The 18,658-nt window shown below is 35.2% G+C and carries 18 protein-coding genes and 2 tRNA genes; 6 read left to right on the top strand and 14 right to left on the bottom strand.

The window, feature by feature from the left end; translation table 11 throughout:
• Window positions 1–49 precede the first annotated feature (49 nt).
• A complete protein-coding gene (locus tag MKJ01_RS14315; RefSeq protein ID WP_241614751.1) occupies window positions 50–433 on the top strand; it encodes a DUF779 domain-containing protein in 384 nt (127 codons plus the stop codon).
• 573 nt (window positions 434–1,006) lie between these two features.
• Here the strand turns inward: MKJ01_RS14315 and MKJ01_RS14310 are convergent.
• Window positions 1,007–2,206, bottom strand: coding sequence for a dicarboxylate/amino acid:cation symporter (locus MKJ01_RS14310; RefSeq protein ID WP_241614752.1), 1,200 nt, complete (start codon window positions 2,204–2,206; stop codon window positions 1,007–1,009).
• 91 nt (window positions 2,207–2,297) lie between these two features.
• Between MKJ01_RS14310 and MKJ01_RS14305 the strand changes: the two genes are divergently transcribed.
• From MKJ01_RS14305 to MKJ01_RS14295, 3 genes are read left to right on the top strand one after another with little or no spacing between them, the layout of a single operon-like run.
• Window positions 2,298–3,218: a DnaJ C-terminal domain-containing protein gene (locus MKJ01_RS14305; protein ID WP_241614753.1), complete on the top strand. Its 921-nt coding sequence runs from the start codon at window positions 2,298–2,300 to the stop codon at window positions 3,216–3,218.
• 3 nt (window positions 3,219–3,221) lie between these two features.
• Window positions 3,222–3,524, top strand: coding sequence for a chaperone modulator CbpM (locus MKJ01_RS14300; protein ID WP_241614754.1), 303 nt, complete (start codon window positions 3,222–3,224; stop codon window positions 3,522–3,524).
• Between the two features lie 40 nt (window positions 3,525–3,564).
• Window positions 3,565–4,083 carry a hypothetical protein gene (locus MKJ01_RS14295; RefSeq protein ID WP_241614755.1) on the top strand — a complete coding sequence of 173 codons (519 nt, stop codon included), beginning with the start codon at window positions 3,565–3,567 and terminating at the stop codon, window positions 4,081–4,083.
• A 68-nt stretch (window positions 4,084–4,151) separates the two neighbouring features.
• Here MKJ01_RS14295 and MKJ01_RS14290 read toward each other — a convergent pair whose 3' ends face one another.
• Both MKJ01_RS14290 and MKJ01_RS14285 read right to left on the bottom strand, forming a co-directional pair.
• The gene (locus MKJ01_RS14290; protein WP_241614756.1) at window positions 4,152–5,135 is read right to left on the bottom strand and encodes a PLP-dependent cysteine synthase family protein; all 984 of its coding nucleotides are present in this window, start codon (window positions 5,133–5,135) and stop codon (window positions 4,152–4,154) included.
• Window positions 5,136–5,506: 371 nt separating this feature from the next.
• Entirely contained in the window at window positions 5,507–6,736 is a 1,230-nt protein-coding gene (locus MKJ01_RS14285; protein ID WP_241614757.1) for an ABC transporter permease, read from the bottom strand.
• A gap of 4 nt (window positions 6,737–6,740) precedes the next feature.
• Between MKJ01_RS14285 and MKJ01_RS14280 the strand changes: the two genes are divergently transcribed.
• Entirely contained in the window at window positions 6,741–7,937 is a 1,197-nt protein-coding gene (locus MKJ01_RS14280) for an exo-beta-N-acetylmuramidase NamZ domain-containing protein (RefSeq protein ID WP_241614758.1), read from the top strand.
• Between the two features lie 24 nt (window positions 7,938–7,961).
• On the opposite strand, the gene MKJ01_RS14275 is transcribed toward MKJ01_RS14280, so the two are convergent.
• The 7 genes from MKJ01_RS14275 to MKJ01_RS14245 all read right to left on the bottom strand — a co-directional run bounded on the left by MKJ01_RS14275 (window position 7,962) and on the right by MKJ01_RS14245 (window position 14,728).
• Window positions 7,962–8,168, bottom strand: a complete 207-nt coding sequence (locus tag MKJ01_RS14275) for a hypothetical protein (protein WP_241614759.1) — start codon at window positions 8,166–8,168, stop codon at window positions 7,962–7,964.
• A gap of 4 nt (window positions 8,169–8,172) precedes the next feature.
• Window positions 8,173–8,808: a DUF3575 domain-containing protein gene (locus MKJ01_RS14270; protein ID WP_241614760.1), complete on the bottom strand. Its 636-nt coding sequence runs from the start codon at window positions 8,806–8,808 to the stop codon at window positions 8,173–8,175.
• 3 nt (window positions 8,809–8,811) lie between these two features.
• Window positions 8,812–9,987, bottom strand: a complete 1,176-nt coding sequence (locus tag MKJ01_RS14265; RefSeq protein ID WP_241614761.1) for a thioredoxin fold domain-containing protein — start codon at window positions 9,985–9,987, stop codon at window positions 8,812–8,814.
• A gap of 174 nt (window positions 9,988–10,161) precedes the next feature.
• Entirely contained in the window at window positions 10,162–12,363 is a 2,202-nt protein-coding gene (locus MKJ01_RS14260) for a peptidase domain-containing ABC transporter (protein ID WP_241614762.1), read from the bottom strand.
• Window positions 12,363–13,700 carry a hypothetical protein gene (locus MKJ01_RS14255; protein ID WP_241614763.1) on the bottom strand — a complete coding sequence of 446 codons (1,338 nt, stop codon included), beginning with the start codon at window positions 13,698–13,700 and terminating at the stop codon, window positions 12,363–12,365. Before MKJ01_RS14255 ends, MKJ01_RS14260 begins: the two co-directional genes overlap by 1 nt.
• A 67-nt stretch (window positions 13,701–13,767) precedes the next feature.
• Complete coding sequence (locus MKJ01_RS14250) at window positions 13,768–13,941, bottom strand: hypothetical protein (protein ID WP_241614764.1); 174 nt, start codon at window positions 13,939–13,941, stop codon at window positions 13,768–13,770.
• Between the two features lie 139 nt (window positions 13,942–14,080).
• Entirely contained in the window at window positions 14,081–14,728 is a 648-nt protein-coding gene (locus MKJ01_RS14245) for a hypothetical protein (RefSeq protein ID WP_241614765.1), read from the bottom strand.
• A 115-nt stretch (window positions 14,729–14,843) separates the two neighbouring features.
• Between MKJ01_RS14245 and MKJ01_RS14240 the strand changes: the two genes are divergently transcribed.
• A complete protein-coding gene (locus MKJ01_RS14240; protein WP_241614766.1) occupies window positions 14,844–15,602 on the top strand; it encodes a response regulator transcription factor in 759 nt (252 codons plus the stop codon).
• On the opposite strand, the gene MKJ01_RS14235 is transcribed toward MKJ01_RS14240, so the two are convergent.
• From MKJ01_RS14235 to MKJ01_RS14220, 4 genes are all read right to left on the bottom strand, one after another.
• Complete coding sequence (locus MKJ01_RS14235) at window positions 15,597–16,340, bottom strand: ThiF family adenylyltransferase (RefSeq protein ID WP_241614767.1); 744 nt, start codon at window positions 16,338–16,340, stop codon at window positions 15,597–15,599. The two genes, MKJ01_RS14240 and MKJ01_RS14235, sit on opposite strands and share 6 nt — an antisense overlap.
• A gap of 137 nt (window positions 16,341–16,477) precedes the next feature.
• Window positions 16,478–16,550: transfer RNA gene (locus MKJ01_RS14230), tRNA-Phe, on the bottom strand.
• Window positions 16,551–16,628: 78 nt separating this feature from the next.
• Window positions 16,629–16,701 (bottom strand) — tRNA-Phe (locus MKJ01_RS14225).
• A gap of 96 nt (window positions 16,702–16,797) precedes the next feature.
• Window positions 16,798–18,639, bottom strand: coding sequence for a lysophospholipid acyltransferase family protein (locus MKJ01_RS14220; RefSeq protein WP_241614768.1), 1,842 nt, complete (start codon window positions 18,637–18,639; stop codon window positions 16,798–16,800).
• Window positions 18,640–18,658 lie beyond the last annotated feature (19 nt).

Raw genomic sequence — 18,658 nt, 5'->3', positions numbered from 1 at the left:
ATGGAATGAAGTAAGAAATTTTTTTCATAATCCCGAAAATCAAAAAATAATGGAAACCAACATATCCAGAGTATCAGTCACCGAAAATGCCCTTGAAGTTATTTGGGAGCTCGAAAAAAAGTACGGAGAACTTATGTTCTATCAGGCAGGAGGCTGCTGTGAAGGGACTCAGCCGCAATGTTTTGAAAAAGGGGGATTTTATCCCAGAATGAATGATGCCATGATTGGAACCATCAACGGACATGAATTCTGGATCGACCGTGACCTGTTTGAATACTGGCAGTATTCGCATTTTACATTGGATGTGACAGACGGTTTCGGACCTGGCGGTTTTTCATTGGAAACCCCGATGTGGAAAACATTTAAAGTCCATTATAAACTCTTTACGAAAGAAGAATATGGAAATTTAGAACCTGTAAAACGCAGTGAATAAATAAATTACTTGTAATTTTGAATTGATTATTTTTTTGAAGCATATAATATATTTCTCTTTCAAAATTATATTTATCTCTTTTTATATTTCTTTTTAAAATAAAATATTGGATGATTCCTGTTACCCATGGAAGGGCTATAATAAAATAATTCTTCTCCTTTACACTCTCTATAACGGAAATAAACAGAGAAAGTAACAATACAAGTATAAAAGATAGAAAATGAAAGATGAAAGGAGTAAATTCTGCATCAATATAGATTGTGTCATTTGCTTCTGAAACAGTTCCTTTATTATACAATGAAAAATATGGTAATCAAAAAAATGTCTTCTTCTCTTAAGTGTAAAATCATTTACATTAACAGTTCCTCTATATTCAAATCTTGTAGGAATACCGTAATCAGGAACTAATGTGATGAATGATGTGTTGGTCTTATAAGTAATCTTTTTCAAATTTTCAAAAAATTCAGATTTTTCCATCTCAATGGTAAAACTCAGATGACTATACAAGCCGATAGCTTTATAGAAAGAATTCATGTTAATTTCGCAATAACAATTCGATGTCCGATCCGCAAATCAGAGCTTCACAAACCTATTCACAAACATTGAAGCGACCAGCTGTCCGACTGCGTTCAGAACCGTAGCCAGAGGATCTACTAAAGTTCCGATAATCATTACTGCCGGGATCGCTTCCTGAGGGAGCTTATATACGGAGATCATCAGCATTTCACCGATGTATCCACCGTTTGGAATGCCGCCCGCAACTATACTTACGAAAACCGTAATCCCCAAGGCCAGCAAAAGATTGACCGGATCGAAAAAATCCCTTCCGATAATTAAAAATGCCACATAAATTTTGATGATGGAGGACATCGAAGATCCGTTTTTATGTAAGGTAGTTCCGATGGGGATCACAATGTTGTAAATCTGGCTCGGAATCCCAATCTTGGATGCCGCCTGCAGATTCGCGGGCATCGTGGCAAAACTGCTGCATGTGCTGAGTGCGGTTAAAGTAGGATAAACAGCATGGGTCCAGAAACTTTTTACACCATTCCTGCCGTTTGCCATAAAAGCGTATAAAGAAAAGAATACAAGAAAATATATAACACCTGCAATATAATATAATCCTAAAGGCTTCGCATAAAACCCGAAAAGCTGAGGTCCCAGAGTGGCTACCTGATAGGCGAAATAAGCGCCCAGCCCAATTGGTGCAATGTACATGATCAGCATAAGCAGTTCCTTCATCACTTCATAGCCTGAGGCAATAAAGGTCCTGAAAGCCTGTCCTTTTTCCCCGGCTTTTCGTGCTGAAAAACCGGTCATAAAAGCAAAGATTAAAAGAGCCAGCATATTTTGCCTGGAAAAAAGCTGCGTAAATTCTCCAACTGTAAAAAAACTGACGATCCGATTTCCCCAAGTCTCATTATCTGTTGCTGCTTCTACAATTTCTTTACTTCCTGAAACACCTGAAACCGGAAATAAATATACAGCACCGATGGTAAAAACCGCTGCCGTAAGGATAAAGAACAGGAAAGTGAAGGCCATTGTCATCATAATTTTCCCGAACTTAGACTGCTGTTCCAGGGAAGCAATAGAATTGGAGACCGCAAAAAATACCAGCGGAACCACACTGACAAAAAGAAGATTAAGAAAAATATCTCCCAAAGGTTTAACATAGTCAACAATGCCCGGTGCCATAATTCCTAGAATGCTTCCCACGGTAATGCCCAGCAGTAAAAGTAAAATGCCCGAGTAGTTTTTTACCACTTCTTTCATAAAGCGCTTTTAATCAAAGATAGGCTTATTTTAACATTCCGTTATATATTTTTCACTGTCAAAATCCTTAAATTTGAGTAAAAACGTTTCTATGGCGTATATAGATTACTATAAAATTTTAGGCGTAGACAAAAGCGCAACCCCGGATGATATTAAAAAAGCATACCGGAAGCTGGCAAGAAAACTGCATCCGGACCTTAATCCTGATGATAAGGAAGCAGAAAGACAGTTCAAAGAGCTGAATGAAGCAAATGAAGTGCTCAGCAATCCCGAAAACCGTGCGAAGTACGATAAATACGGAGAACACTGGAAGCATGGTGAAGAGTATGAGAAGGCACAGCAACAACAGCACAGGCAATATCAGAGTCAGGGAGGAAATTCCGGTGGTGGATTTTCCGGCGCTGATTTCGGGGAAGGTGAAGATTTTTCAGATTTTTTCCAGAGCATGTTCGGAGGTGCAGGAGGAGGATTTGGCAGAAGTTCAAGAGGGAGCGCTTCAGGAAAATTCAAGGGGCAGGATGTTCAGGCAGAACTGACTCTAAATTTGAAAGATGCGGCGGTTACGCATCAGCAGACTTTTGATATTAATGGCAAAAAAGTAAGGATTACCATTCCGGCGGGTGTGTATGACGGTCAGCAGATTAAACTTAAAGGCCATGGCAATCCTGGTTTCAACGGCGGTCCGGCCGGTGATTTATACATCACCTTCAATATTGCTGAAGATCCGGATTTTGAAAGATCCGGTGATGATCTGAAAACAAAAGTAACTGTTGATCTCTACACCGCTGTGGTGGGCGGAGATGTCAAGGTAAATACACTGGCCGGAAGCGTTAATCTCAAAGTAAAACCCGGTATACAGAACGGAATGACCGTACGGTTAAAAGGGAAAGGATTTCCTGTGTATAAAAAAGACGGACAGTTTGGGGACTTATTTGTGACCTATCAGGTAAAATTACCGACAAACCTTACTGAAAAGCAAAAAGAACTTTTTGAGCAACTTAAAAATTCCTAAGTCATGATTGAAAGAATATCGCGAGAAGAACTCGTAAAAATATACAATGTAGAGATCACCTTTTTTGATGAACTGGTAGAATACGGTCTTTTAAGTGTACAGACAGAAAATGAAATCCATTATCTGATGTATGAAGACCTGCCTGTCTTTGAAAAGCTGACCAACTGGCATTATGATCTGGAAATTAATCTTCCCGGGTTGGAGGTAATTCATGGGATGCTTCAGAAAATGGATCACTTAAGACGGAAAAACCGTGAACTGATGAATAAACTTTCTGTAATTAATGAGAAATATGAAGATATTTAATTTAGTTTTGTAAAAATATAGCCATTAAATAATCTCAGAAATGAATGACGATAAAATCATCAATTTACATATCGACAGAAAAGATTTTGAAGAAGTCTATTTCAGTGGGACTGCAGGAAGCCTTTTTTTTTCACCGGGCACAAAAGGGAGAACTGTAACTACATTGGTGGTAGGATTGATTCTGCTGATCCTCTTCTTTTTTAAAGATGATTTAAGCAAAGAAAAATATGGGATTTTATATTTTGTCAGTTTCCTGTTTCTGCTTTGTGCTGTTTTTCTTTCCGTTGCTATCAACAAAGCTTCACGTTGGAGAAAAGAAGTAACCGCTTATCTGAAAACACTGGAAAATGCTGAGATTTATCAGATTAAATTTAACAAGAAAATATTTACAGTCAATATAAATAATCAGAAAGAGACCTGTCTTTGGACTGAGTTTACTTCTGCAGAAATTAGTGACACATTTATTTCCATGGAAGGGAAATACAACTATATGTTTCCCAAAAAATCAATGACTCCGGAAGAATATGAATCATTAAAGCAGGCTGTACAGAAAATATAAAACAATGAAAAACTCAGAGAAAATTCCTCTGAGTTTCTGTTGTTTAAGAAAGGTAAATAAGACGGATATTAATCCAACCAGCCCATTTCCTTCATCCACTCATCATTATAAACTTTTCCTACATATCTTGAACCGTGATCGTGAAGAAGAACGACAATCACATCATCTTTTGTAAACTGATCTTTCATCTGTATTAAAGAAGCAATGGCGCTTCCCGCAGAATAGCCACAGAAAATACCTTCTTCTTTAGCTAACTTTCTTGCATAAATAGCACCGTCTTTATCCGTCACTTTCTCAAAATGGTCAATCACGGACATATCATAATTTTCCGGAATGATATCTTCACCGATTCCTTCCGTTATATATGTGTATGCATGATCATAATGAAGCTCGCCGGTTTCATGGTATTCCTTTAAAATAGAACCGTAGGTATCTACGCCAATAATTTTAATAGCCGGATTCTTTTCTTTAAAGAATGTGCCACAGCCGGTAACGGTACCTCCCGTTCCGGCACCCGCAACAAAATGTGTCAGCTTTCCTTCCGTCTGTTCCCAGATTTCCGGAGCAGTCGACTCATAATGAGCAGCTCTGTTGGATAAATTATCATATTGGTTGACGTACCATCCATTTTCCGTTTCTTTAGCTAATCTTTTGGATACCGAATAGTAAGAGCGCGGATCTGTAGGCTTTACATCGGTAGGACATACAATTACTTCAGCACCTACGGCACGAAGGATATCACATTTTTCTTTTGACTGTTTGGAATTGGTTACAAAAATACATTTGTATCCTTTAATGATGGCGGCAAGAGCCAGTCCCATTCCCGTATTTCCCGAAGTTCCTTCAATAATTGTTCCTCCCGGTTTTAATCTTCCGTCCTTTTCAGCATCCTCAATCATTTTAACCGCCATTCTGTCTTTTACAGAGTTGCCCGGATTGAATGTTTCTACTTTTGCCAGAACCAATGCCGGAAAATCTTCTCCCAAAACTTTGTTAAGCTTTACCAGCGGAGTATTTCCGATCGTTTCAAGAATATTTTGTGCGTATTTCATACATATTTTATAAACGGTGCAAAGATACAGCTTTAAATTTATTCAGGTAAAAAATAGAGTTCAGAAAAATGAGTATCTGTCATATAAAGAATCTATATAAAACAGTTTATCAATGACTTTAATACCATTCAAATATGACCGGTTAGTTTTTATGAGCTATTTCCCGCTTTCCGCACTCGCTATTTTTCTTTTCTTAAAGAAAAATGAGCTCAGACAAATGCTTCAATCGGGGCTAAAAGTCAAATGAAGACAAAAAGAATTTATTAAAGCTGAAACTATGATGACAGCACTTTATTTTATAATCTGTGTTCAGTAGCTATTTCTATGTAAAGGATTCTATAAAGATTTAAACAGATAAACTATTTTAGTGATTAGTTATACTTAATGGCTTTTACCGGAGAAATTTTACTGATCAGATAACTCGGGATAATCAAAGCCAGAGCGGATATCATAAGAATACCTGCAGAAATTGAAACGATGACAAAAGGGTTTAAATCTACTGGAACCGTGCTTACATAATAGTTTTCAGGATTTAATTTGATAATACCGAAGCATTTCTGGATTAAAATTAAGCCCAGCCCGATCAGGTTTCCATACAGCAGACCGGGAATCATAATAATAAGCGTGTAATTGATAAAGGTAGCCCGGATTTGCCCATTGCTGGCCCCTAAAGTCTTTAGCAAACCAATAGAATTGGTTCTTTCAATAATTAATATCAAAAGCACCATGATAATATTGATAACCACAACAATCAGCATAATGATAATGATCAGTGCGATATTCGTGTCAAAAATACTAATCCAGTCAGTGATCTGCGGAAATTTTTCGGTCGCCTTTTCTGCATAGTTTTTATAGCCGATCAGTTTTTCGATTTCAGGGAAATCACTGTCAATATCATTTACATTTTTAAAGAAAATATCAAGGCCGCCGACTTCATCAGGTTTCATATCCTGGATCTTTCTGACATGGCTGATGTCTCCGATCACAAACTGATCATCAATCATTTTGATATCCGTTTTATAGATTCCCACAATTTCAAATTTCCTGTACACAGGCTGCTGGTTCGTTTTTGAAAATACGGTGACAATGCTGTCTTTCAGTTTCAGATGAAGATCATTCGCAGTTTTCTGGGAAATCGTTACCCCATTGTTATATCCGGTGCCGGTTATTTTAGGCGTCGTTCCGGCAACCAGGAATTTTTTAAATCTCAGACTGTCAAAATCTTTTCCGACTCCTTTAAAAATAATGCCTGCGAAATTATGTTCATTGCGCATAATTCCGGTCACTGTTGCATAAGTCTGCACCGATTCCACATCCGGCATCGCCCTGATTTTTTTAATATCTAATCCCTGATTGTCAAGTACTGAGGTATTGTAGGAAGAATTTGACCGTGTGGATTTTACGGTAATATGTCCGCTGAAATCTGCCAATCTCTCTTTAATAGCTTTTTTAGAACCGAATCCTGTGGAAACTGTTATCAGAGAAACAATGATTCCCAGTGCTACGGAAAGCCTTCCGATGAAGATGATCACCCTTGAAAGGTTATTTTTGTTATCTTTGGAAAACGCTATTTTTCTAGAGAAATATAAAGGAAATTTCAAACTTATGAATTTAGATTTCAAAATTAAAAATTTACTTCTTATTTGCCTAATTTTTTTAGGAGTATTCCATCAATATTATTCACAGCAACAGCATATTCCGGGTTTTAAAACCGGAGCAGATCAGCCTGAGCTTTATTTGCCTTTATTAAAAGGAAAAACAATAGGCGTGGTAACCAATCAGACCGGGTTGATGAGCGACAGGACTCATGTCGTTGATTTTTTGGTGAAAAACGGGGTGAAAATTCAGTCTATTTTTGCTCCCGAACATGGGTTTCGAGGTGATGCGGATGCCGGTGAAAAAGTCAAAAACGGAGTAGATGTAAAAACAGGAATTCCTATTGTTTCTTTATACGGAAATAATAAAAAACCAAAAGCTGAACAATTAAAAGGAATTGATATTGTTGTCTTTGATATTCAAGATGTTGGAGTTAGATTTTATACTTATATTTCTACTTTAAGCTATTTAATGGAGGCCGGGGCGGAAAATAAAGTCGAGATTATGGTATTGGACCGGCCTAATCCGCATGACGGTTATACGGATGGACCTGTTCTGAAAAAAAAATGGTCGAGTTTCGTAGGGTTGCATGAAGTGCCCGTTGTTTACGGACTGACGATCGGAGAATATGGGAAAATGGTGAACGGAGAACGGTGGCTGAAAAACGGAATACAGGCAAAATATACCGTTATTCCTATGAAGAATTATCATAAGAAACATCGCTATCCGATTCTGGACAAGCCTTCACCCAATCTGCCCAATGATAAGTCGATTAATTTATATCCAAGCTTATGCTTTTTTGAAGGTACTCAGGTTTCCGTAGGAAGAGGGACGGATCTGCCGTTTCAGATTTACGGTTCACCGTGGACAACAGGATTGCCTTATCAGTTTACTCCCAGACCTAATTTTGGGGCTAAAGATCCTTTTCTTAACGGAAAATTATGCTACGGAGAAAATCTTTCCAAATATACTACTGATTTAAGGGAACTCAATTTGGAATGGGTGATCAAAGCTTATAAACACTATAAAAACCCACAGTTAGATTTCTTTCTGAAAAATTTATGGTTTGATACTTTAGCGGGGACAGATGAACTGAGAAAGCAGATTATTGCAGGAAAATCAGTTTCCGAAATAAAAGCCTCATGGGTAAATGACCTGAAAAATTTTGAAAAGGTCAGACAAAAATATATTACTTATGAAGACTGATCCTGAATGGCCTTTTACGCCTGATTAATCGAAATCCTGTGGCGGATTTTTGTCGTTTTTTCCTCGATTCATAATGAGCAGCCCGATGGTTAGCCCGATAACACCTGCTCCTGCAATCATTAATGCCCTTTCCATTTTATCAGGCTGATCATTTCCCAGATAATTCATCAAAAATAAAATGGCGAAAGTAATGATACAGATAATAATATGATTTTTTCCGAATAATTTCATTGATTTATTTTAATTTATAAGAAATCATGATTCCGCCCCTGTAAGGCAGAATTTCCCCGCTTCTGTTAAACTTATTATCTTCCCTGTCGTACCGCTCTCCGTTAGTTCTGTTATATCCTTTATAAAAATCCTGCGAAGTTCCTATAGTGGCGTATAGATCAATATTCCATCTGTCGGAAACTTTAAACTGATATCCACCTGTAATCCCAAATATAAGGGAATAGCCTTTCTGGTATAGATTTGATTTGACATAATGAGCACCTGTTTGTTCATTTATATAAATATCATTACTCCAATAATTCCACTTCTGCAAGACAAATGATGAAGCTGCAATATTGGCTCCTAAGTACCAATGCTTGAACGCTTCATTAAAATAATACCTGCCTTCCAGAGAAGCCGAATAATACTGCAGTTCATGCCCGGCAAAAGATTTCCATGGAGAGATCAGAACATCTCCCTGTATGGTAAATTTTTTATTTAACTGATGTTCTAAAGCTACATTTACTACTCCAATGGGAATTAATAAAGCATTCCCTTTTATATAAACCGCTGTTTCACCATTTTGTTGCTGTTCCTGAGCATGTAGACTTCCTATTAAACATACAGTCATACATCCTGTAATAAGTTTGATTTTCGGCATCTCTTAGTGTATTTCTTGTAATAATTTATCCGCTAAAGAAAAGTCTTTTTGAGCCCTTATTGCTATTTCTTTAGACATTTCTGCATATGATTTTGCCAGATCCTTCTTACCAATCAGAAAGTAAATTTTGGCTACAATATAGGTGTTTTCAGGTGTTTCATTAATCATAACGGATTTTTCCGCCCATTCTGCTGCTTTCTTCAGGGAAGATGGTGTTTTTACATTTTCAGAAAATATCCATGCTGCTTTTAGCAGTTCATTGGCTTCAAAAGCTTCTGTGTTTTTATAATATTCCAGTGCCGCTTTTTCATATTCAGGAAAATTGGCATTGTGTTCGTAATAACTTAATTTAATTTGATTGAGCTTGACTTCCGCATCATGTTTGCCAACTAAAGGTTCAGCAGCCTGCATAAAATACTCACTGTTGATCCTTTTATTTTGTGTATCAATAGATTGTTCAACAATCTTTGACAGTTTCATTTGATTGTTAAATTCCTTATAGGTTTCTTCAGGTAGAAACTTAGTAATTTCTGTTTTTCTTTCTGTGAAAACGTTATAATTTTTATCTTCGCTTGATTTCAGAAAAAATAATAAGAGTCCAATATCATCTTTAGTAAATACATCAGTTTTCTTCTTATTCTCAAAATATCTTTCTGAAGCTTTTTTGGCAAAATCAAAATCTGATGAAGAATTAAGCTTCATAATATTGATCAGGAATTCCGGATCTTTTTCACCTTTGGCAAAACGTTCTTTTAAGGATCCTTTTTTATTGTTTGGCGAATTAATATCCTGAGCCATGGAAAGGAACATGTTTCCTTCCATATAACCGTAGTTTTGTGACACAAGCTCTCCGTCTCCGTTTAAAAATAAATAGGTAGGGTAGGAACGTACGCCGTATTTAGCAGCGATCTCTCTTCCTTCTCCTTTTTCCATGTCAAATCGGGCATTTACAAAATTGGAATTATAATAATCTCCGACAGGTTTTTGGGTGAAAACATTTCTTTCCATCATTTTACATGGCCCGCACCATGAAGCGTAAGCGTCAATAAATACAATTTTATTTTCTTTTTTTGCTTTGGCTACAAGATCTTTAAACGGCAGTTCCTGAAACTGAATTGCTTCCTGCGCAAATACGGCTATGGCAGAAAACAAAAATAATCCGGAGGTAAATTTCTTCATTTTAATGATCAAAATTTAAAAAGCGAAGATACTTATTTTCCCAGAGATAGATGATGTGTTTATAAGAGAAGAGATGATATTAACGGAAATTATAGTTTGTTTTTATAATATAAAAGCCGGATAAAAACTATCCGACATTATAAAAAATTAACTGAAAAGATTTGAAATGAAGAATTATGCGCCGAGTTCGAGCTGATTTTTAACCAGGTTGAAATAATCAGATTTTTTTTCAACCAGCGACTGATGATTTCCCTGTTCTACAATTTTTCCGTGTTTTAAAACAATAATCTGATCTGCATTTTTCACAGTTGAAAGACGATGGGCAATAATAATAACGGTTTTCCCTTTGAAAAATTCCTGTAAATTATCGTGGATAACTTTTTCATTTTCTGCATCCAATGCAGAAGTGGCTTCGTCAAATAAAATAAACTGGGGATCTTTATAAACAGCTCTTGCAATTAATATTCTTTGTTTCTGCCCACCGGAAATGCCGTTTCCGGAAGCTCCTATTTTTGTGTTTAAGCCTAAAGGCAATTCATTTACGAATGATTGGATATTAGCAGTTTGCAAAGCTTTCTGAATTCTTTTTTGATCAATATTTTCGTCGCCTGTTGCTATATTTCTTTCAATGGTATCCGAAAAGATGTGTCCGTCCTGCATTACAACACCACAGTTTTGTCTTAGATCCTTTGGAGATATGTCTTTTAGTTTGGAATGATTGAAATATATCTCACCGTGTGTAGGCTCATAAAATTTTAATAATAACTTAATCAATGTCGTTTTTCCACTTCCGCTTGCGCCTACTATAGCTGTAATTTTACCTGTAGGAATAAAAAGGTTAATATCTTTAAGTACAAACGGAGACTGTGGACCTTCATACTGAAATGATACATTTTTAAAATAGATTCCTTTTTCAATGCCGTTTTGACGTGTATAGTTTTCATTCATTAATCGAAGCAGATGTTTTTGTTCTTCTTCGGGATGGGTTTGAACTTCATATAAACGGGACAAACTCAATTTTGCCTCTTGCATGGAACGGAAAAAGGTGATGAGCTGGCCCACTGGAGTGTTCATCTGGCCAATAATATAAGAAACGCTTAATAATGCACCTAATGTCATACTTCCCTGAATAACAAATGAAGCAGAAAGAAATATGACCATAATATTTTTTAATTGATTGAGGAACTCGAAGCCGGAAAGTTGAATCTGGTCAACTTTTAAAATTCGTAAATTTATTGTAAATAGTTTCTGCTGAATTTCTTCCCATTCTTTTCGCTTGTAGTCTTCAAATTTATTAAGTTTCATCTCAGAAATCCCATTGATTATTTCATAAATTGATTCCTGATTTTCACTTTTTTCCTGAAAACGGTAATAATCTAAGACTTTTAATTTTTTAAGCCAATATAAAGACCAGATGATAGAGAGTGCAGTAAGCGTAAAATAAGTGGCTAGAATTCTAAAGTCGTAGCTCCAGAGCACAACGAAAAAAACAGAAAAAGTAAATATAGAAAAGATAGTGACTAAACTGTTTGAGGTGAGGAATAACTCTATTTTCTCATGATCCTGTATTCTTTGATTGAAATCTCCCATAAATTTTGTTTCGAAAAATTTAATAGGCAGACTCATAAGTTTTTTTAAAAAATCTGAAATGATACTTATATTCAGACGGCTTCCTACATACAACATAATCCAGTTTCTGAAAATTCCTAAAACAATATTACCCACAAAAAATGCAAGCTGGGCCATAAGAATATAAGTAATAATTCCCATGTCTTTTTTACTAACTCCATCATCAATAAGCTTTTGCGTAAGTATGGGAAAAGCAAGTGTAGTTACAGTTCCGAGTAATAAAATTAATGATAGCCACAAAAATTGTTTTTTATGCGGTCCTAGGTAATTATAGATATAGGCAAGTGATAATTTTTGATCCGGAATATTTTTTCTTTGAAAGAATGAATCAGTTGGTTCTAGTAAAAGTGCAACTCCTTTGTCTGTATTTTTTTGCCAGGACTTTTCAAATTTTTCTTCTGTCAGTTTTAAAATCCCATGGGCAGGATCAGCAATAGTATAAATTTTTTTCCTACTAAATAGTGCTGTTGAAATTTTATCAAGTACAATAAAGTGATTCTGATTCCAGTGTAAAATGCAGGGTAAGAACTCATTGCTTAAATCCTCAACTGAAATTTGGGTTGCTAATGTTTTAAATCCAATTTTTTCTGCAGCATTATTAATGGCAAGGACTGAAACACCTTCTCTTGAAGTAAAACAATTGTCACGTAAGTATTGCAGTCCATATGCTTTGCCATAATAAGAAGTAATCATAGCTAAGCACGATGGTCCGCAATCCATTTTATCATGTTGAGGAATAAATTTCATTAGTTTTCTTCTTCTAATAAAAGGTTCTCAGCTTCCTGTAGTATAGTACGTGATTCTCCCAGAATTTCAATTCCTTTTTTATCATAGATCATTGAAAGGAAATATAATCCTGCTTCAATCGGCCAGTCATTTTCAAGATTTTTCAACAACTCGGATACTTTCCATACCTGGTGAGAGTTAAGACGATCAATAATATTTAATAATTCAGGATGATATCTCATTTCTATTTTCGTTCCTCTTACATATAAATAAAGCTGTTCTTTTTCTTCAGCTACTTTATGAATCATTTTAAAAGGTTCGCTGGTATAAATCTCCTTTTCAAGTAGGAATTCATAATTATCTACATCATATTTATCTTCTTTTTCTCTTGATTGCGGTGGAGCCTGCCAACCGGCATTGCTTAATAAGCCATGTTTGAATTCATTATAAAAATATTTAAAGAAATCCCTTGTAGATCCATTTAAAATTTCTTCATCTAATTTTAAAACTGAAAGGAATTCTTTAAATGTATCATTGTTTTCCAGAAAATTATGTTGTGGAGCAATAATATCTTTATTTTCATGTATATAATCCCGATAGAATGTATTTAAAATTCGATCAAAAAATTTCACTTTTGAAGGGTTATTAAACCAAAAAGTAACGCCAATAGACAAATCATCACTTTTTCCGATATGGAATTTATCCCATGGCATAAAAAATAAGTCTCCTGTTCCAAAATCATACTTTTCCGCATGTTGCAGTAAAGGTTCAATTTCAAAATTATTATGTTTTGTACCTGTTAGTTCTTTATATTTTTCCTGATCCCAGATGTACATTGTTTTATCTCCAGGACCAAGATGAAAATGGAGCACATTTTCGCCCTGATGATCTTGGTGAATTCCTAAGGGGGTCCATCCATAATTTCCGATAAAAACAGTGACGTCTACTCCGGTTGCTGGGATACCAATAATATCTAGGAGAGGTTCAGTAATCATTCTCAATTCTTTAGAAATAAAACCTGAGTGTCTTTCTAAAAAATTGACAATAAGACCGAATTTTTCTTTGAAAACTCTGTTGCAGTAATCAATAATTTCTTCATTTTCTAAAGGAGGATTCTTATATAATTCGTCAATGAAATCAGAATTCTCCTTACCCTTTCCCTGAGATGGAAAATACAATCTGAAGCCATCCAGATCTTTTGTTTTAAATCTATTTGTAAGCCCATCTACAACTGCATTTTTTAATTTCTGGATAAGATCTTCTGGGATTACATTTTTGATAACACAGGTTTGCGTGAAATTTTTGTTGGTATCGATAAACTGTTGCCAAAAATCTTTATTAAACTCTTTGCTGCTCATATTTAAAATTTTTTGATGTTGAAAAGAAAGGTAATAGTGAAAATTTATTTTCACTATTACCTGTTTTTTACAAGCCGATAACTCTTTGTACTTGTTGTACTACGCGTACAACACGTACTACTACTACTACTCCTTCAGCAGCTTCAGCTTCACCGAAACCACCTCTTAATTGATTTTGTTCAAGTGGAGAAAGGGTTTTTGCTTTTAAAAACTCTTTTGCGTTAAATTTTGCTTTTTTCATGATAATAAAAATTTGAAATGATTGTTTGCGGAGCAAAGTTTATCGACATTCGCTCCTTCACTGGTCTCTTCTTGCAAGAAATTATATTGTAATCCTGATTAATTTCTATTATTTATCTTTCAGGGAAGGTATTTAAGACTTAATTAAAAGAATAGTTTACTGTACTTTTTTCAAAAATGCCACATGTAACAGATTGATTTAATGAATTTTTAATCAAATGCTCATTTTTATGATAAAATTTTATAAGATTGTCATAAGTCAGTAAAACAGGGATGGTTTCAGAGCCTAAATAATATTTGGAGGTACCGATTATTGTAGGCTCTATCCCCATCAGATATAATATTTTTAATAATTTGGTGTCACATTCTGCAAAAGCTATATTTTTTTCTTTTTCGCACACGCTTCCTATGGCAAGAGTCATTAGTTTTTTAAGTGGCAGCAGTCCTTCATTTTTTCTGATAGCAAATCTTCCGATATGCCAGATTTCACCGTCAAAATTTTTCTTAAGTATCTGAAAAGGATGTATGGAAAATATTTTTTCTAAAGGCAAAACATCAGAGTAGTTCCATTTGAGTGCTCTTATGGTTCCTATGAAATTATTCTGCGAATCCTGCAAGGCGAATACTAATGCGTTTTTTCTGTAGTGAATCTCTTCTTCATAAATAGCTTTGGTTCTTTGTTCTGAATATATATAGTTTTGATTATGATGCGTATAATTTTCTTTAATAATAAATTCTGCTAATTTCCTGTAATCAAAATCAGACGTCAGGATATTTATCTTGGCCATGGGAATTATTTTTCATAAATTTATAGGGATTGATTTAGTCTAACACTACACTTAAGTGTAGAATTTATATTTAAATAGATATATTGATGAAAAACCAATAACTAAACTGAGAGATATGAGTGAAAATGTAAACGACTTTTTTTTTTCAAAGAATACCGTTGAGAATGTATCTGTGGGAGAAAAAGACCAGCTTAAGAATTATTTAGAGGTGACGGAAGCTTTTTCAAGAGTAAGTTATATGAGCGTCTATATTATCGATTACCAAAACAAAAATTTTGAATACGTGTCAGATAATCCTTTATTTTTATGTGGGCATTCTGCAGATGAGGTGAGAATGATGGGCTATAATTTCTATTTTAAATATGTCAAAAAAAATGATCTTGACCTTTTGCTTGAAATTAATAAGGTAGGTTTTGACTTTTATGAGAAAATTCCTGTTTCTGAAAGAAAAATGTATACTATTTCCTATGATTTTCACCTTTTAAATAAAGACAAAGCGATTTTAATTAATCATAAGCTGACTCCTCTTTTTCTTACCGATACCGGGAAAATATGGAAAGCTATGTGTATTGTATCACTTTCAACGAATACTGATTCCGGAAACATTGCTGTCTTTAAACAAGGCACTAATCAATTTTGGAAGTATGATCTTGAAGAAGGTGTCTGGAGAAATGAACAGAAAATAAAACTTACTGAACGGGAACTGGATGTTTTAAGATATTATGCACAAGGTTATACTATTACTGAAATTGCGGAAAAGATTTTTGTTTCTCCCGATACCATTAAATTTCACAGAAGAAAACTGTTTGAAAAAATGCATGTGAGCAATATTTCCGAAGCTTTATCTTATGTCACCAACAATAAGCTTTTATAGAAGAACAGAATTAATATAATAGTCAGGGAATTTTTTAATTCCCTTTTGTGTAGCCATAAGATATAGCAGATGCGTACAAATCCCGCCTAATATCCAGGATGCAACGGAAAGCTGAGGAGGGGAGGTTTTTACTTCCTCGCTGATATATGTATCAAGTATATCTTCGAGCCACTTGTAATTTTTTCTTTTGGATTTTAAATCACTTATGATAAACTTAACCATTTCAAGCTCATTAAAATTGGTGCTGACAGAATTTAAATTTTCTGAATCAGAAGTAAGAACAGTTACCAATCCAGCCCAGCCTAAGTTGTATGGATGTAAAATAGGGATGTTTTTCTCCTGGCAGAGCTGATCAAAATATAAAGGAATATCAGAAGTAAAATCTAAGGCATTAATGGCTGCTTTATGATCTTTTATTAAGGAATGTACGTTTTGATGGTTAATATACTCTGTATGGAATTTTATATCTGCCTCGGGGTTGATTTCCTTTAATCGTTTAAATAATCTCTCGGATTTATAAAACAAAATATCATCCGAAATATAGTTTTGCCTGTTGAGATTGGATGCTTCTACATAGTCGCCATCAATAATTGTTAAATTTTCAAAGCCAAATCTCAACGCACATTCAGCAATGTTACTCCCGATTCCGCAACCAGCAATTAAAATGGGGTAAGTCTTGATAAGTTCCTGTTCTTTTTCTGTTAAATAAATTCTGTTTCTCTGATATAATTCTTCCATGGTTATTTAAGGTTGTAGTTCTTAAATAAATATAGGATTAATTAAAATAAAAATCAGATTATCAAAGGAAACTTTTTAGAACGTATTTAGAAGATTATATATAAAAAATCCCTTCTATATAGTAAAAGGGATTTTCGTGGTTTCTCCAGGAATCGAACCAGGGACACATGGATTTTCAATCCATTGCTCTACCAACTGAGCTAAGAAACCATTGATAGATTTCTTTTTTAGAAGAAATACAAATAAAACAGTTTGAAAAGAAAACCACCTTTTTACAGGTGGTTTTTGTGGTTTCTCCAGGAATCGAACCAGGGACACATGGATTTTCAATCCATTGCTCTACCAACTGAGCTAAGAAACCATTCTTTTACTTTGTTGTTTTAAAGTGTTGCAAAAGTAGTAAGTTTTGATATATGAAGCAAGTAATAACAGTACTTTTTTTAACAAAGATTAAAACCTATTGATTTTCAGCTAAATTATTTTCCTGTTCCCTTCTGATTTGTTCACTCATTTCCTCCAATACAGGCTTTATTGTATTTTCAGGAAGATCACTGATGCGGATATACATCAGTCCGTCAATAGCATCATTAAAATTCGGATCTACGTTAAATGCAATAACCTTTGCATTTTGTTTAATATACTTTTTGATCAAGACAGGAAGTCTGAGCTCCGGTTCAAGATCATCAATAATTTTATCTAATTTGTTTAAATCAGATTCCATCTCGTCAAAGAAAAGATTTTTATCTCTATCCCTAAGTTTTACCTTATACTCATTTCTCGGAGTAATATACTGGGCTACGGCAGAATCATAATAATTGGAACGCATGAATTCAATCATCAGAGATTTTGAGAATTCAGAAAATTTATTGGAAATACTTACACCGCCCATTAAAAATTTATGATCAGGATTTCTTAAGCAGACATGGACAATCCCTCTCCACAAAAGGAATAGAGGTAATGGCTTTTGCTGGTATTCCTGACAGATGTAAGCACGCCCCATTTCAATCACTTTTTTGAAGAAAGGATGAATGTCCTGTTCAAATTCAAACAGGGAGCTTGTATAAAAGCCTTTAATGCCCGATTTTTTCATTACTTCCTTACCAAGTGCCATTCTGTAAGCGCCTACCAATTTCTCTTCAGCATTATCCCAGAGAAAAAGATGATGATAATGTTTATCATATTCATCCAGATCAAAAGGCAGGTTGCTGCCTTCACCTACTGCACGGAAAGTAAGTTCTCTCTGCCTGCCGATTTCTCTCATGATTGATGGGATTTCTTCATAAGACGTAAAATAAACTTCATAATTTCCGTTACTGAAAAACATTTTATCAGTTCCTTTCAGCTTGCTGATATCATTCAGGATATCCTCTTTTGGGGTCTCATCGATGATATTCTGTACAATATTTTCCTCTTTTAATAAAGGGAATTTTAAAGACAGGTTTTTAAGGTTAATGGTTTGGGCCAGCGACTTTCTTTTTTCATAGTAAGATTTCATCATATACACCTTACGTTTAAGAAACTCTCCAAGCTCCTCAGTCGTTTCCATGTCATCCATTGCTTTTACGGCAATAGGTTTTCCAATTCTGATTCTGATGGGTTTTTCCCTTTCATTCATCATTTCTGCGGGGAGCATCATGGTCTGCAAACTCGGATGCAGCTTGGCCAGCTGATAAAACAGGCGGCTGTTCTTGGCATGAAAATACATGGGAACTACCGGGACTTTTGCCATTTTTATCAGTTTCAGGGCCGGCTTTTCCCATTCTCTATCCAGAATTTCGCCATAAGGATTGTTTTTATTGGAAACTTCTCCCGCAGGGAAAATTCCTACACAGCCTCCGTTCTGGAGGTGCTTAAGAGTTCCGCGCATACCGGAAGAACTGCTGTATGCCTCTTTTCTGGTCTCAAAAGGATTCACGGAAATGACATAAGGCTCCATCGGTTTTATTTTTTCCAACAGGAAATTCCCCATGACTTTGAAATCAGGACGCACTTCTGATAATATTTTGCACATCAAAATTCCGTCGATGGCACCAAGCGGATGGTTGGAAACCAGGATAAAAGGTCCTGTTTTCGGAATTTTTGCCAGATCTTCTTCAAAAGCGATATAGCTTAAGTTACGTTCCCTCACAAATGAGTCGAAAAAATCTTTACCTTCCTTATTTTTTAACTTTTCGTATAATTTATTTACTTCGTTAATTTTAGCAATACTCATAACGGCAGACGCTACAGGATTCTTCAGAAATCCTATCTTACTTAAGCCGGAAGCTTTGATTAAATCGTTTTTCGAAATTAAACTCATGTTGTGTTTAGTCGCAATT

This window comes from Chryseobacterium sp. SSA4.19, assembly GCF_022601875.1.
GTDB lineage: Bacteria > Bacteroidota > Bacteroidia > Flavobacteriales > Weeksellaceae > Chryseobacterium.
This window is presented reverse-complemented; position numbering and strand designations above follow the sequence as displayed.

Coding starts and splice junctions, on each gene's coding strand:
- MKJ01_RS14315 (WP_241614751.1), top strand. CDS start 50: ATGGAAACCAACATATCCAGAGTATCAGTCACCGAAAATGCCCTTGAA.
- MKJ01_RS14310 (WP_241614752.1), bottom strand. CDS start 2,206: ATGAAAGAAGTGGTAAAAAACTACTCGGGCATTTTACTTTTACTGCTG.
- MKJ01_RS14305 (WP_241614753.1), top strand. CDS start 2,298: ATGGCGTATATAGATTACTATAAAATTTTAGGCGTAGACAAAAGCGCA.
- MKJ01_RS14300 (WP_241614754.1), top strand. CDS start 3,222: ATGATTGAAAGAATATCGCGAGAAGAACTCGTAAAAATATACAATGTA.
- MKJ01_RS14295 (WP_241614755.1), top strand. CDS start 3,565: ATGAATGACGATAAAATCATCAATTTACATATCGACAGAAAAGATTTT.
- MKJ01_RS14290 (WP_241614756.1), bottom strand. CDS start 5,135: ATGAAATACGCACAAAATATTCTTGAAACGATCGGAAATACTCCGCTG.
- MKJ01_RS14280 (WP_241614758.1), top strand. CDS start 6,741: ATGAATTTAGATTTCAAAATTAAAAATTTACTTCTTATTTGCCTAATT.
- MKJ01_RS14275 (WP_241614759.1), bottom strand. CDS start 8,168: ATGAAATTATTCGGAAAAAATCATATTATTATCTGTATCATTACTTTC.
- MKJ01_RS14270 (WP_241614760.1), bottom strand. CDS start 8,808: ATGCCGAAAATCAAACTTATTACAGGATGTATGACTGTATGTTTAATA.
- MKJ01_RS14265 (WP_241614761.1), bottom strand. CDS start 9,987: ATGAAGAAATTTACCTCCGGATTATTTTTGTTTTCTGCCATAGCCGTA.
- MKJ01_RS14260 (WP_241614762.1), bottom strand. CDS start 12,363: ATGAAATTTATTCCTCAACATGATAAAATGGATTGCGGACCATCGTGC.
- MKJ01_RS14255 (WP_241614763.1), bottom strand. CDS start 13,700: ATGAGCAGCAAAGAGTTTAATAAAGATTTTTGGCAACAGTTTATCGAT.
- MKJ01_RS14250 (WP_241614764.1), bottom strand. CDS start 13,941: ATGAAAAAAGCAAAATTTAACGCAAAAGAGTTTTTAAAAGCAAAAACC.
- MKJ01_RS14245 (WP_241614765.1), bottom strand. CDS start 14,728: ATGGCCAAGATAAATATCCTGACGTCTGATTTTGATTACAGGAAATTA.
- MKJ01_RS14240 (WP_241614766.1), top strand. CDS start 14,844: ATGAGTGAAAATGTAAACGACTTTTTTTTTTCAAAGAATACCGTTGAG.
- MKJ01_RS14235 (WP_241614767.1), bottom strand. CDS start 16,340: ATGGAAGAATTATATCAGAGAAACAGAATTTATTTAACAGAAAAAGAA.
- MKJ01_RS14220 (WP_241614768.1), bottom strand. CDS start 18,639: ATGAGTTTAATTTCGAAAAACGATTTAATCAAAGCTTCCGGCTTAAGT.